7 protein-coding genes are annotated in these 14,559 nt (G+C 69.6%); 4 read left to right on the top strand and 3 right to left on the bottom strand.

Annotated features, from left to right (window positions below):
- Positions 1–16 precede the first annotated feature (16 nt).
- The 4 genes from GXN78_RS19450 to GXN78_RS19435 are packed head-to-tail and all read left to right on the top strand — an operon-like array spanning position 17 to position 9,867.
- Positions 17–727 carry a hypothetical protein gene (locus GXN78_RS19450; RefSeq protein ID WP_106555116.1) on the top strand — a complete coding sequence of 237 codons (711 nt, stop codon included), beginning with the start codon at positions 17–19 and terminating at the stop codon, positions 725–727.
- Positions 724–2,898, top strand: coding sequence for a glycogen debranching protein GlgX (gene glgX / locus GXN78_RS19445; RefSeq protein WP_106555117.1), 2,175 nt, complete (start codon positions 724–726; stop codon positions 2,896–2,898). The genes GXN78_RS19450 and glgX overlap by 4 nt, the downstream gene beginning before the upstream one ends.
- Positions 2,895–4,745: a malto-oligosyltrehalose trehalohydrolase gene (treZ, locus tag GXN78_RS19440; RefSeq protein ID WP_106555118.1), complete on the top strand. Its 1,851-nt coding sequence runs from the start codon at positions 2,895–2,897 to the stop codon at positions 4,743–4,745. Before glgX ends, treZ begins: the two co-directional genes overlap by 4 nt.
- Complete coding sequence (locus GXN78_RS19435; protein ID WP_181360491.1) at positions 4,738–9,867, top strand: malto-oligosyltrehalose synthase; 5,130 nt, start codon at positions 4,738–4,740, stop codon at positions 9,865–9,867. The genes treZ and GXN78_RS19435 overlap by 8 nt, the downstream gene beginning before the upstream one ends.
- 52 nt (positions 9,868–9,919) lie before the next feature.
- Here the strand turns inward: GXN78_RS19435 and GXN78_RS19430 are convergent, their stop codons facing one another.
- The 3 genes from GXN78_RS19430 to GXN78_RS19420 all read right to left on the bottom strand — a co-directional run bounded on the left by GXN78_RS19430 (position 9,920) and on the right by GXN78_RS19420 (position 14,165).
- Positions 9,920–10,381, bottom strand: a complete 462-nt coding sequence (locus GXN78_RS19430; RefSeq protein WP_343231023.1) for an autotransporter outer membrane beta-barrel domain-containing protein — start codon at positions 10,379–10,381, stop codon at positions 9,920–9,922.
- A 375-nt stretch (positions 10,382–10,756) separates the two neighbouring features.
- Entirely contained in the window at positions 10,757–12,718 is a 1,962-nt protein-coding gene (locus GXN78_RS19425) for an autotransporter-associated beta strand repeat-containing protein (RefSeq protein WP_164255550.1), read from the bottom strand.
- Positions 12,690–14,165 carry an autotransporter-associated beta strand repeat-containing protein gene (locus GXN78_RS19420; protein ID WP_164255548.1) on the bottom strand — a complete coding sequence of 492 codons (1,476 nt, stop codon included), beginning with the start codon at positions 14,163–14,165 and terminating at the stop codon, positions 12,690–12,692. The genes GXN78_RS19425 and GXN78_RS19420 overlap by 29 nt, the downstream gene beginning before the upstream one ends.
- Positions 14,166–14,559: the final 394 nt, after the last annotated feature.

Here is a 14,559-nt window from a genome sequence, read left to right as displayed (position 1 = left end):
CAACGGAGAAAGCATCATGGAAAGCTTCGGAATCCACCTGGAGCCCTTGCGGGCCATCCTGTTTCAGATCGGCGCCTTCCTGCCACGGCTGCTCTTCGCGATGGTGGTCGTGGTCGCCGGCTGGCTCCTCGCCAAGCTGGCGCGCTTCACCGTCGTGAAAGGGCTGCACGCCATCAACTTCAACGTGCTCACCGAGCGCGCCGGCCTCGACGGCTTCCTGCGCCAGGGCGGCATGCGCGGCGACACCACCAGCCTGTTCGGTGTGCTGGTGTACTGGCTGGTGATCCTGGCCTCGCTGCTGATCGCCTTCAACGGCATGGGCCTCACCTACATCGCCGACCTGATCGGCAAGGTGCTGTGGTTCGTGCCCAACGTCTTCGTCGCGCTGCTGGTGCTCGCCTTCGGCTCCTACTTCGCGCGCTTCGTCGGCGACACGGTCACCGCCTACGGCCGCAACGTCAAGCTGCAGGACGCCGTCTTCCTGGGCAAGCTGGCGCAGTACGCCATCATGGTCTTCGTGGTGCTGATCGCGCTCGACCAGATCAAGGTCGGCGGCGACATCGTGCGCGAGAGCTTCCTGGTCATCCTGGCCGGCATCGTGTTCGCCCTGGCCCTGGCCTTCGGCCTCGGCGGCAAGGACTGGGCGGCCGAGCGCATCGAGCAGTGGTGGCCGCGCGAACACAAGGACCCGGCCGAGCACATCGAGGAGCGCAAGTTCCGCCGATGAAGACCAACGAGCTGATCACAGCGGTCTGGCCCGGCCGGCCCTATCCACCCGGCGCCCACTGGGATGGCGAGGGCGTCAATTTCGCCCTCTTCTCGCAGCACGCGCAGAAGGTGGAGCTGTGCATCTTCGACGAGAAGGGGCGCCACGAGCGCCACCGCATCGTCATGCGCGAGCGCACCGACGACATCTGGCACTGCTACCTGCCCGAGGCCCGGCCCGGCCTGGCCTACGGCTATCGCGTGCATGGCCCCTACAAACCCGAGGAAGGGCACCGCTTCAACCCGCACAAGCTGCTGATCGACCCCTACGCCAAGGACCTGGTCGGCCAGCTGCGCTGGAGCGACGCGCTGTACGGCTACACCGTCGGCAGCAAGCGGGGGGACCTGTCCTTCGACCGGCGCGACAGCGCGCCGCTGATGCCCAAGGGCCGGGTGCTGGAGCCGGCCTTCACCTGGGGCAACGACCGCCGGCCGCAGATTGCATGGCGGGACATGGTGATCTACGAGATGCACGTGCGCGGCTTCACCATGACGCATCCGGACGTGCCGCCGCAACTGCGCGGCACCTACGCCGGGCTCTGCTCCGCGCCCGTCGTCGACTACCTCAAGCGCCTCGGCGTCACCACCGTCGAGCTGCTGCCGGTCCATGCCTACCTCAACGACCACCGCCTCGCGGAGAAGGGCCTGCAGAACTACTGGGGCTACAACTCCCTGTGCTACTTCGCGCCCGAAATGCGCTACAGCGCTTCGCTCAAGGTCAAGGAATTCAAGACCATGGTGAAGACGCTGCACACCGCCGGCATCGAGGTGATCCTCGACGTGGTCTACAACCACAGCTGCGAGGGCAACCAGATGGGCCCGACGCTGTCGCTGCGCGGCGTGGACAACGCCTCCTACTACATCACCAACGCCGAGAACCGCCGCTTCTACGACGACTTCACCGGCTGCGGCAACACCGTCAACCTCGAGCATCCGCGCGCCCTGCAGCTGGTGATGGATTCGCTGCGCTACTGGGTGGAGGAGATGCATGTCGACGGCTTCCGCTTCGACCTCGCGGCGGCGCTGGCGCGCGAGTCGGGCAAGGTGGAGAATCTGGGCGGCTTCTTCGACGCCATCCGCCAGGACCCCACGCTCAACCGCGTGAAGCTGATCGCCGAGCCCTGGGACCTGGGGCACGGCGGCTACCACGTGGGCAACTTTCCCTACGGCTGGGCCGAATGGAACGACCGCTACCGCGACGGCGCGCGCGCCTTCTGGAAGGGCGACAACAGCACCCTGGGCGAGCTCGGGCAGCGCCTCACCGGCTCGCAGGATCTCTACGGCTGGTCGGGCAAGCGGCCCGACGCGAGCATCAACTTCGTGACCGCCCACGACGGCTTCACGCTGCAGGACCTGGTCTCCTACAACGAGAAGCACAACGAGGCCAATGCTGAGGACAACCGCGACGGCCACAACAACAACCTCTCGTGGAACTGCGGGGTCGAAGGGCCGACGGACGATCCCAAGATCCTCGCGCTGCGCGAGCGGCAGAAGCGCAACCTGCTCGCCACCGTGCTGCTGTCGCAGGGCGTGCCGATGCTGCTGGCCGGCGACGAGCGCGGGCACACGCAGGTGGGCAACAACAACGGCTACTGCCAGGACAACGAGCTGTCCTGGCTGGACTGGCGTCCCGACGCAGGCAGCGAGGCCCTGACCACCTTCGTGCAGCGCCTGATCACGCTGCGCCGGGCCCACCCCACCTTTCGCCGCCGCAACTTCTTCCACGGCAAGCCGATGGAGGGCAGCGGCGTCAACGACGTGTGCTGGCTGCGGCCCGACGGCCACGAGATGACGCCGGAGGACTGGAACGACTCCAACGCCCGCAGCTTGGCCATGGTGATCTCGGGCCTGGGCATCACGGACCGCGGGCCGCGCGGCGAGGCGCTGCGCGACGACGACTTCCTGCTGCTCTTCAACGCGCACCACGAGGCCCTCGAATTCAAGCTGCCGGTCGAGCACGGCGGGTGGCGGCTCCTGCTCGACACGGCCACCGGCGTGCTGCCGCCCGAGGACAACCTGTGCGACCTGCCGCAGGCCTGGGCGCAGAACAGCTATCCGCTGCAGTCCCGCTCCTTCGCGCTGATGAGCCGCCCGACGCAGCCGCCGCCCAAGCCGCGGGAGGAGCCCGAGTGAATCAGGCGCACGACATGCCTTTCGGCGCCAGCCTGATGGAAGGCGGCGGCGTGCGCTTCGCGCTGTGGGCGCCGGCCGTCGAGCAGGTCGTGCTGGAGCTCGGCGCGGCGCCCTCTTCACACCCGATGCGGCGCGACACCGGAGGCTGGCATCGGATGGAGCTGCGCGACGCGCGGCCCGGCGACGCCTACCGCTTCCGGCTGCCCGACGGCCTGCGCGTGCCCGACCCGGCCTCGCGCTTCAATCCCGACGATGTGCATGGTGCGAGCCGCGTGGTCGATCCGATGGCCCGCGCCTGGCAGCACGAGGACTGGCGCGGCCGCCCCTGGGAAGAGGCCGTGCTCTACGAACTGCACGTCGGCACCTTCACCGCCGAAGGCACGTTCGCCGCTGCCCAGGCCCGGCTGCGCGCCCTGGCCCAATTGGGCATCACCGCGATCGAGCTCATGCCGCTGGCCGATTTTCCGGGCCGGCGCAACTGGGGCTATGACGGCGCCCTGCTCTTCGCGCCCGATGCGAGCTACGGCACGCCCGAAGAACTCAAGGCGCTGGTCGACGCCGCCCACGGCCTCGGCCTGATGGTGCTGATCGACGTGGTCTACAACCACTTCGGGCCGGAGGGCAACTACCTGCATGCCTACTGCCCGCAGTTCTTCAACGCCAGGCACCAGACGCCCTGGGGCGCGGCCATCAACTACGACGGCGAGGGCGCGCGCACAGTGCGCGACTTCTTCATCCACAACGCGCTCTACTGGGTCGAGGAGTTCCGCTTCGACGGCCTGCGCATGGACGCGATCCATGCGATCCGCGACGACTCGGCCCAGCACATCGTCCACGAGATCTGCCACGCGCTGCATGCCGGCCCCGGCCAGGAACGCCATGTGCACGTGGTGCTCGAGAACGATGCCAACCAGGCCTCCTTCCTCGCCCGCGACCCGCGCGGCCTCCCGCTGTGCGGCACGGCCCAATGGAACGACGACCTGCACCACGCAGCCCATGTGCTGGCCACCGGCGAGACCGACGGCTACTACACCGACTTCGCCGACGACCCGGTGGCGCAGTTCGGCCGTGCGCTGGCGCAGGGCTTCGTCTACCAGGGCCAGCCCTCGGCCTTCCGCGGCGGCAAGCGGCACGGCGAGGACGCCAGCCGTCTGCCGCTGGGCGCCTTCGTCTCCTACCTGCAGACCCATGACCAGGTCGGCAACCGCGCCTTCGGCGAGCGCATCCAGGCGATCGGCGAGCCTGCGTTGATACGCGCCGCCTGGACCTGCCTCGTGTTCTCTCCGCATGTGCCGATGTTCTTCATGGGCGAGGAGTTCGAGGCCTCCACGCCCTTCCAGTACTTCTGCGACTTCGGGCCCGAGCTGGCCGCCGCGGTGTCCAATGGCCGGCGCGAGGAGTTCGGCCGCTTCAAGGCCTTCGCCGACGAAGCGGCCCGCGCGCGCATACCCGATCCGAATGCCGAATCGACCTTCCTGGCCTCCAAGCTGCGCTGGGAGGAATGCGACGATCCCCTGCACGAGGCCTGGCGCGTCCAGCTGGGCGAGATGCTGGCGCTGCGACGGCAGCGGCTGGTGCCGCTCTTCGCCGGCCAGCGCGGCCCGGGGCGCTTCGAGGCCGAAGGCGGCCTGCTGCGCGTCGAGTGGACGCTGGCCGACACCACGCGCGGCCTGGACGGGCCACGCCTGCACCTCCTCGCCCACTTCGGCGAGGCGCCGGTCGACGGCGTCGCGCCGCCGCCGGGCGAGCCCTTCTACATCAATGCAGTCGAGCGTGACGACGCCGGCGCGCTGCGCCTGGCGCGCGGCGCCGTCTTCGTGACGCTGCAGGAGCCCGGTCTTGCCTGAAGGCGCGCACGGCGGCGCATCGGAAGCGATCGCCCGGCTCTGCGCACACTTCGGCATCGCGCTCGACTACCACGACATGTGGGGTGTACATCGCCCGGTGCCACGCGAGACCCTGCTCGCGCTGCTGGCCGAGTTCGGCGTGCGCCTGGACGACAGCGCGCAGGCCGACGAACTGCTGGAGGCCGCGCGCCGTGCGAGCTGGTCCCGCGGCCTGCCGCCCGTGCAGGTGATCCGGGCCTCGGACGCCGGCTGGACACTGCCCTTGCGCATGCCGGCGTCGATGTCGCGCCTGCGCTGGCAGCTCTGCGAAGAGAACGGCGCGCATCATCAGGGCGAGCTCGACGCGCACGCGCTGCCGGAGACGGCCGGTATCGAGATCGACGGCGAGCGCTGGTGCGAACGCCAGCTGCCCTTCGCACGAAGCCTGCCGATGGGCTACCACCGCCTTCGCATCGAAGGGCTCGAGGGCGAGACCCTCCTCATCAGCGCGCCCGAGCGCTGCTGGCGCCCGGCCGCACTGCGCGACGGGGCCCGGGCCTGGGGCCCGGCGCTGCAGCTCTACGCGCTGCGCTCGCACCGCAACTGGGGCATCGGCGACTTCGGCGATCTGGTGCAGCTGCTCACGCAGATGGCGCCGCGCGGCGCCGACATCGTGGGCCTCAATCCGCTGCATGCGCTGTTCCCGCACAACCCGGCGCATGCGAGCCCGTACAGCCCGTCGTCGCGGCGCTGGCTCAACGTGCTCTACATCGACGTCGAGGCGGTGCCGGGCTTCGCCGGCTGCGAGGCCGCGCGACGGTTGGTGGCCTCGCTCGAATTCCAGACCCGGCTCGCGGCACTGCGCGAGCTGCCGCTGGTGGACCATGCCGGCGTCGCGCGCGCGAAGTTCGAGGTGCTGGAGCTGCTGTTCGCGCACTTCTGCGTCAGCCACTTGTCGGAGGACAGCGAAAGTGCCAAGGATGACAGCGGCGCCGCCTTCCTGGCCTTCGTCGCGCAGGGCGGCGAGTCGCTGCGGCGCCATGCGCTGTTCGAGGCGCTGCAGGCGCACTTCCACGCGGCCGACCCGTCGATCTGGGGCTGGCCGCTCTGGCCCGAGGACCATCGCGACCCCACCAGCCCCGCGGTCGAGGCCTTCGCGCAGCAGCATGCCGGGCGCGTGCAGTTCCACCAGTACCTCCAGTGGCTGGCTGCCGGTCAGCTGGCGCGCGCCAATGCGCACTGCAAGGCGCTGGGACTGGGCATCGGCCTGTACCTCGACCTCGCGGTGTCGAGCGACCGGGGCGGCTCCGATGTCTGGAGCGAAGGCGCGCTGTTCGCCGCCGATGCGAGCGTGGGTGCGCCGCCGGACGACTTCAATCCGGGCGGCCAGGGCTGGGGGCTTCCGCCGCTGCGGCCCGACCGCCTGCGCGCCGGGCGCTACCGCTTCTTCATCGACACGCTGCGCGCCAACATGCGCCATGCCGGAGCCCTGCGCGTCGACCACGTGATGGGGCTGATGCGCCTGTTCTGGATTCCCGCGGGGCGCAGCGCGCGAGAGGGCGGCTACGTGCACTACCCGCTGGAAGAGATGCTGGCCATCGTCGCGCTCGAAAGCCAGCGCCACCGCTGCCTGGTGATCGGCGAGGACCTCGGCACCGTCGCGCCCGAGGTGCGCGAGGCGCTGGCGCGCTTCGACGTGCTGTCCTACCGGCTGCTCTTCTTCGAGCGCGAGGGCGACGGCGCCTTCAAGCCCGCTGCCGCCTATCCCGCGCAGGCCCTCGCCGCGGTAGGCACACACGACCTGCCGACGCTGGCCGGTTGGTGGGCCGGCGAGGACCTGCGCCTGCGCCTGCAGCTCGGCCTGATCCCCGACGAGGCGCGGCTCGAGCAGCAGTTGCTCGATCGCGCGCGCCACCGCGTGCAGCTGCTGCTGGCGGTGCGGCACGCGGGCCTGCTGAGCGCCGAGGAGGTCGCGCAGGCGACCAGCGAGGCGCAGCTCGCGCCGCGCACCATCGAGGCCGTGCATGCCTTCCTGGCCGAGGCGCCCGCCCTGCTCATGATGGTGCAGCTCGAGGACGTGCTGGGCGTCGTCGAGCAGGCCAACATGCCCGGCACCGTCAGCGAGCAGCCCAACTGGCAGCGCAAGCTGCCGGCCGACCTGCAGGCGCTGGCCGCCAGCACGGAGATGGATTCGCTCGGCCGCACGCTGGCCCGCCTGCGGCCGCGCACGAACCCCGCCGCCCAGGCGCAGCACGCGCCGATGCAGACGCGCATCCCGCGCGCCACCTACCGGCTCCAGTTCCACAAGGGCTTCGGCTTCGACGATGCGATCCGCGTGCTGCCCTACCTCGCGCGCCTGGGCATCAGCCACGTCTATTGCTCACCGATCCAGCGCGCCCGCGCGGGCAGCATGCACGGCTACGACGTGGTGGCGCACGACCAAGTCAACCCCGAGCTCGGCGGACGCGAGGGCTTCGAGCGCTTCGTCGCGGCGCTGCGCGCGCAGGGCATGGGCCAGCTGCTGGACCTGGTGCCCAACCACATGGGCGTGATGGGCGCCGACAACGCCTGGTGGATGGACGTGCTGGAGAACGGCCCCGCCTCGCTTTACGCCCAGCACTTCGACATCGACTGGCAGCCGCTCAACCCCGAACTCGCGGGCAAGGTGCTGGTGCCGGTGCTGGGCGACCACTACGGCGACGTGCTCACCAGCGGCGAGCTGGCGCTGCGCTTCGAGGAAGGCAGCGGCAGCCTGGCGGTGTACTACTTCGAGCACCGCTTTCCGCTCGCGCCCGAGAGCTATCCGCGGGTGCTCGGCGGCGCCGCGGCGCAGCTCGAGGAGGCGCAGCTTGCGGCCCAGCTGGCGGGCATCTCTTCCGCCTTCGGCCGGCTGCTGGGGCGCGATGCGAGCGACGACCACGCCAGAGCCGAGCAGGCGCGCGACAAGGAGCTGCTCAAGACCCAGCTGGCGCAGCTCGCGGCGCGCCAACCGGCCGTCGCGCGCGCCATCGTCGCGCGCGTGGCCGAGCTCAACCTGCCGAGCGCGCGCGACGAGCTGCATGCGCTGATCGAGGCCCAGGCCTGGCGGCTCGCGTACTGGCGCGTGGCCGGGGACGACATCAACTACCGGCGCTTCTTCGATATCAACTCGCTGGCCGGGCTGCGCATGGAGCATGAGGCGGTGTTCGAGGCCACGCAGTCCTTCGCGCTCGACCTGGCAGCCTCGGGCCAGGTCAGCGGGCTGCGCATCGACCACCCGGACGGCCTCTACGACCCCGCACGCTATTTCCGCCAGCTGCAGGAAGGCTATGCGCGGCGCGCTGGCCAGGTGTTGGCCGAGCGCGATGCCGACGGGCGCCCCCCGCGGCCGCTCTACGTGGTGGCGGAGAAGATCAAGGCCGAGGACGAGGAAGTCCCCGAAGACTGGGCGGTGCACGGCACCACCGGCTACCGCTTCGCCAACGTGGCGAACGGCGTGCTGATCGACACCGGCGCGGCGGAGAAGTTCGAGAAGATCTGGCGCAACTTCACCGGCGTGCGCGACAGCTTCCAGGCGCTGGCGCGCGCCGGCAAGCGCGACATCATGCGCAGCGCGCTGGCCTCGGAGCTGACCGTGCTGTCGACCGAGCTGCTGCGCATTGCACGCGCCGATCGGCGCACGCGCGACTACACCTTCAACGCGCTGCAGCGCGCGCTGGGCGAGGTCGCGGCCTGCCTGCCGGTCTACCGCACCTACATCATCGAGGCGCCCTCCGCGCAGGACGAGCGCTTCATCACCTGGGCCGCTCGCGAGGCGCAGCGCAACAGCCGGGAGGCGGACCTCACGATCTACGACTTCGTGCAGCAGACCCTGCTCGGCCGCGCCGTGCCCGGTGCCGACGAGGCGCTGCAGCGCAGGGCGCTGCACCTGGCGATCCGCTTCCAGCAGTTCAGCGCGCCGGTCACGGCCAAGGGCGTGGAGGACACCGCCTTCTACCGCTACTTTCCGTTGAGCGCGCTCAACGAAGTGGGCGGCGAGCCGGCGCGCTTCGGCATGACGGTGGACGAGTTCCACGCGGCCGGCACCGACCGCGCGCGGCATTGGCCGCACACGATGCTGGCCAGCTCCACCCACGACAACAAGCGCTCCGAGGACGTGCGCTGCCGCATCGACGTGCTGTCCGAGATGCCTGGCACCTGGCGCCTGGCGCTGCGGCGCTGGCGCGCACTGACGCGCGGGATTCGCCGAAGGCTGGAAGCCGGCGGCGCGCCCTCGGGCGCCCCCTCGGCCACGGACGAATACCTGCTCTACCAGACCTTGCTCGGCACCCTTCCCGCCGACGGCCTGGACGACAGCACCCGCGAGGCCTACATCGAGCGCATCGTGCGCTACATGCAGAAGGCGGCGCGCGAGGCGAAGCTCCATACGCGCTGGACCAATCCCGACGAGGCCTACGAGCAGGCGCTGGAAGGCTTCGTGCGCGCGGTGCTGAGTTCGCGGGCCGACCCGCGCTTCGTCGACGAGCTGCAGACGCTGGCCCGCACGCTGGCCTGGTTCGGCGCGCTCGACAGCCTGTCGCTCATGCTGCTGAAGTTCGCTTCGCCGGGCGTGCCTGACGTCTACCAGGGCAACGAGCTGATGGACCTGAGCCTGGTCGATCCCGACAACCGGCGGCCGGTGGACTACGCACTGCGCGTGCGCTGCCTGGACGAGCTCGAGGCGATGGCGCAGGCTGACGACCTGCCGGCCCGCGTCGCCGCGCTGGTGCCCGCTGCCGCCGGCGATGGACGCGCCAAGCTATGGGTCTGCTGGCGCATGCTGTCGCTGCGGCGCGAGCAGCCCGCGCTGTTCCGCGAAGGCGACTACCGGGGACTGCAGGCCGAGGGCGCGAAGGCCGCGCACGTGGTCGCTTTCGCGCGGCGGCATGAGGATCAGATGCTGGTGCTGATCGCGGCGCGCTTGTTCAGTTCGCTCGCAGCGTCGGGGGAGGCGCCGGTGGGCGAGCTGTGGGGCGACACGGTCGTGCGCCTGCCGGAGGTCGCCGAGGGCATGCGCTTCGAGAACGTGTTGACCGGGGAGATGCTCGCGGTGCATGAGGGCGTGATCCGCGTCTCGGCTGCGTTCGCCCATTTTCCGGGTGCGGCGTTGCGGGCGAAGACCTGACGGAATCGCTGCTCAACCGGCGCTTGCACGGCCCGTTCCATTCACGAAACTGCTACCAGCGCACTCGCAGGCCCGCCGAGGCATTGAGCTGCGACTTCACGCGGGTGTCTCCTCCCGATGCCCACAGCTTGCCGAGCTCGCCGTAGAGGCTGGTCGATTCGCTCAGGCGCAGCGTGAAGCCTGCGGCCAGCTCGGTGGAGGTGCTGCCGGTGCTGCTGGCGATGGCCGTGCTGGCGGCCGCGTTGATGAAGCGGGTGCTGTCGTTGCCGCCCGAGGCGCGGTACAGGTTCACCCGCGCATAGGGCTGCAGGCGGCCTGCACGCGTGGCGATGTCGCCCTTCACGCGCACGCCCACGCGGGCGAGCCAGTTGCCATCGCGCTCCTGGCGCACGCGGGCGCCGGTGATGTCGACGTCGTCGAGGTCCAGGCGCTGGTGCACCAGTTGGACCTGGGGCTGGATCTGCCAGCCTTCGCCGAGCGCGAAGGACTGGCCGATCTCCAAGGAAGTGCTCAGGCACTGCCCTTACCCCGCGCTTGGTGCGCAGGGTGGTCTGCGGCTTGACCTCGTAGCGGTGGCGTCCCGCCTGCAGCACGGCATCGGCGTAAGCCGCTGTCGTTTGCTGTAGGTAGCGTAACCACCCAGGTAGCTGCGCAGGTCGTTGCTGCCGACAGCAGGTTGTCGATACCGCAGGCGAAGCCCGCCCGACAGAGCTCGCCGTCAGGCTGGCTGAAAGCCGACGTAGAGGCAAAGCGCGCCAGTTGAGGGCGGTCCACAGGTCGGTGTTGCCGGCCGCGAAAGGCGCTGAGCGGCCATCGCTTTGAGGGCTGACGGTTCCGGCTTGCTGGATGTTGAGGCTAGTGCTGAGGACGCGGCTGAGCGCGGTGGCGCTCACCAGTTGGGGGTTGCAGCGCCGCCAGCGGGCGCCGGCAGCCGCGTCTTCACATCGTCGTCGCCGATGCGCTGATGCAGGTTGCCGAGAACGTGGCCAGGTTGCCTGGCGCAGCTGCTCGGAGCGGGAGGCTGCTGAAGAGGCACTTTCGAAAAGCACGGTAAAGTGGAAGGGCGCCTGGATGGGGCCGCAGTTGGAACCGAAGCGGTGGGGAAGGCGGAACCGCGGGTGCTGGAAGGTTCCCCGGGCGCCGGCAGGACCGGGGTGCCCGGGGAGGTACCCAGGCGGGGCCGGCGGCGGCATGATCGTGCTGGTGGGCGCAGATGCACCAGTTCTCTCCTGTACCCGCAGCATCGCCAGCCTGCAGGCGGTATTCGTGAGCGCCCGCGTACGCTGGCCGCCCTGCAGCGCGAAGGCATCGCGCCAATTGCTCTGCGCAAAGTAGTGGTGGCGGCGCCATTGAGGGCACTGACAGGCTCGATGCCGTTGCCGCTGGTGAGGGCACCCAGGCCGCCGAGATTGACGACCTGCACGGTCGTGTTTCCGCTGGCGGTGGCGCTCGGGCCGCTGAGGACAAGCCGGTCGCTCTCGCTGGCGCTGTCGCCCAGGAAGGTGCCCAGGCGCAGGAGGCCGTTGTTGCCCACGTAGGGGCCGGTGACGGTGAGGGTGGTGCCAGGCGTGCTGCCGATGAGGGAGACAGTGCCGCTGTTGGTGAGGCCGGCCACGCTCTGGCTCAAGCCGGCGAGGTCGAGCGTGGCCCCGGAGGCGACGCTGTGGGCCGAGGCCGCGCTGAAGGTGTTGGAAACACCAGCGCGCAAGGTGCCTTCGGTGACGGCAGTGGCGCCGGTGTAGGTGTTGGCGCCCGAGAGGATGAGGGTGCCGCTGCCGATCTTGCTCAGATCGCCAGGCCCGGTGATGGCGCCGGTGAGGGTGGCGGTGAAGGGGCCGGTGTCGACGATGGGATCGACAGCATCGGTGAAGGCAATGGCGTTGTCCAGGGTGAGCCCATCGGCGGCGAAGCGCAGCATGGTGCCTTCGTGCATGGCGAGCTCCCCGGTGCCGAGAGCGCGGTTGTTGCGCACGGCGACACGGCCCTCCTTGAGGTCGGTGCCGCCGCTGTAGGTGTTCTCGCCGGCAAGGGTCAGGGTACCGGTGCCGGTCTTGGTGAGAGCACCAGCTCCGCCGACCACGCCTTGATGAGTCAGCGTCGTGCTCACGAGCGTGTCGATCGTGCCGCCCTGCGAATCGAGCGTGGTAGCACGATTCATTGTGATATCAGCGGTGGTCTGCAAAGTGCCCCCGCCGAACGCAAGACCGCCAGCCGCGTCGCCGAGGTTGGCATTGCTGGAAACGGAGAGCACGCCCGCGTTGAGGCGCGTACCGCCCAAGTAGCTGTTGTCGGCGGTCAGAACAGTGGTCCCGGTGCCGGTCTGGCTGAGCCCGCCCGCGCCGCTGATCGTGTCGCCGAGCGTCAGCGCGTTGGAGCGGTTGATGGCCAGCGTGCCGTTGGTGTCGATCGGCCCCGCGATCGAGCCGAACGTGCCGCCGTTGCCGAGCTGCAGCGTGCTGTCCGCCGCGATGGTCGTGCTCGCCGGAGCGAGGTCCCCGTCAATGATCCACGTTCCGCCGCCTTGCCCGACCAGCTTGCCGGCGAACTGAATGCCATCAGTCACCGCGTTCGAAAGCAGTTGCTGGCCTGATCCATCCAGCACCAGGCTCGATGCCGTGTTGGCGCCCATGTCCAGATTGCCTTGCAGCGACGAGCCGGTGAACAGCGTTGCCGTGTTGACGAAGCCCGTGCGATCGGGATCGAACACGACGCGCCCGACCAGGGCGCCCTTGTTGACAAGCGTCGCGTCACCGCCATCGATGTAGACGGAGCCCGCCCTGATGGAGGAAGGAAGGTCTTGGCTCCGGATCGTCGAATTGACATCATTGACCACAGTGCCGCCGTTGAGCATAAGGACGCCAATGACCTCGCCAGTGATGGTTCCACCAGCTTCGTTGACGACTGTGACAGGCCCCCCGCACACCGATGCCATTGCCTCCCTGGATCAGGCCGCCGGTATTGGTGACAGCCCCGGCCCCACCCTCCAGCGTCACGCCAGCACCATCTCCAATGATGGTCCCGGTCGCGGAGTTGTTGACTGTGCCACCACGCACCGCAACCGCGACGCCTGGCCCGGCGGGATTGCTCGCCGCGATCGCACCGGAATTGTTGAGCGTGCCCTGATTGCTGACGAACACCGCGTTGTCGATATGAACGCCGGCATCGACCTGAAGCGTGGCATTCCGATTGGCGCTGTTGTCGACCGTGATGTCTCCGGAGCCAGCCGCGCCGGTCGTTGCGAGCTCGAGCGTACCGCCGGCGACGGTGGTGCCACCGGTGTGGCCGTTGGCTCGCGTCAGCTTCAGCGTTCCGGTCCCGGTCTTGGTCAGGATGCCGCTGCCGGTGATGGTGTTGGCGAAGGTGGCGTCACCGGACTGATCGATCCGCAGCGCAGCGTTGTTGGTGATGGTGCCGCTGCCGAAGTTTCCGGCGCTGCCGACCAGCGTGCCGGCGCTGATGGTGGTGCCGCCCATAAACGTGTTGGCACCCGACAGCACCAGCGTGCCTGCGCCTTCCTTCCTCAAGGAACCGAACTTGGTCAGCGCCTGACCGACGCTGAAGGTCGCGTCGCCCTCGACGATGTCGAAGCCCCCGCCGTCCGACCCCCAAATGACGAAGCGCGACGTGGACGTGAAAGCTGTGCCGGTGACTTGCAAAGTGCCGCCGTCGAAGGCGAGCGGGCCGAATGCGCCCAGATTGGCATCGGAAGACACCGACACCTTGCCGCCCCACAGGCTGGTCCCGCCGCTGTAGGTGTTGACCCCGGCAAGGGTCAAGGTGCCGGCACCGGTCTTGGCCAGGCTACCCGTCCCCGAGATGACGCCGGTGGCGGTCAAGTCGGCATCGGTCTGGAAGCCGGCCCCGTTTCCGATCGTGATGGCCCGCGCCGTCGCGACGGCCGCCGTGTTCTGCAATATGCCGGCATCGAGTGTCAGGGTGCCCGACACCGCGCCGAGGTTGTGGTCTGCGGCGATCGACAGCGTACCGCCGGTGACCCTGGTACCGCCGCTGTAGGTGTTGGCTCCCGAGAGAACCAGGCGTCCATCGCCGCCCTTGACCAGGCCGATGCTGCCGGCATTGGCACCGGTGCCGCCGGAGCCGGTCTGGTCGGCGATGGCATCGGCGAAGGTCTGTGTGGCGCCGCCGCCGGGCACGAAGGTGAGTGTGCTGCTGCCCTGCATGAAGATGCCGGCGCCGAAGGCCGAACCGGCTTGAGCGCCATTGCCGCCGCTCGCGCCGCCCGTCACGCTGTTGCCGCGCACCTCGGTGTTGCCGCCGATGGTGAGCGCCCTCTCCATGACGAAGATGGTTCAGCTCGCGGCACCGCTGCCGCCTGTCGACAGTAGATCCGCCAGCCCCAAACCTCGGACGCCAGCGACCAGGGCTGGCATTAGCTGCCGGCGCCTCCCGCTGCAAAACCATCACCCGCCCCGCCGACGGTGCCGCCGCCGCCTCCTCCTCCAAAGCCACCCTGGCTCTGTTTTGATGGCCACCGCTGCCTCCCGCCGGTGCCACGCCACCGTTTCCGCCAGAGACGCGGTTGCCAAAACCCCCCGCCGCCGCTCGCCAAGCCCCACCAAGTCGGTGCCGCTGACGCCCGAAGACCGCCCGCCCCACTGGTCCTCCGCCATTGCCGCCAACCAGAGCCACGCTACGGAGCCATCGTCGAACAAGCCGCCGCCGCCATCACCC

This window comes from Variovorax sp. WS11 (assembly GCF_010499245.1).
GTDB lineage: Bacteria > Pseudomonadota > Gammaproteobacteria > Burkholderiales > Burkholderiaceae_C > Variovorax.
The sequence above is the reverse complement of the archived record's forward strand: the minus strand, read 5'-3'. Positions and strand labels throughout refer to the sequence as shown.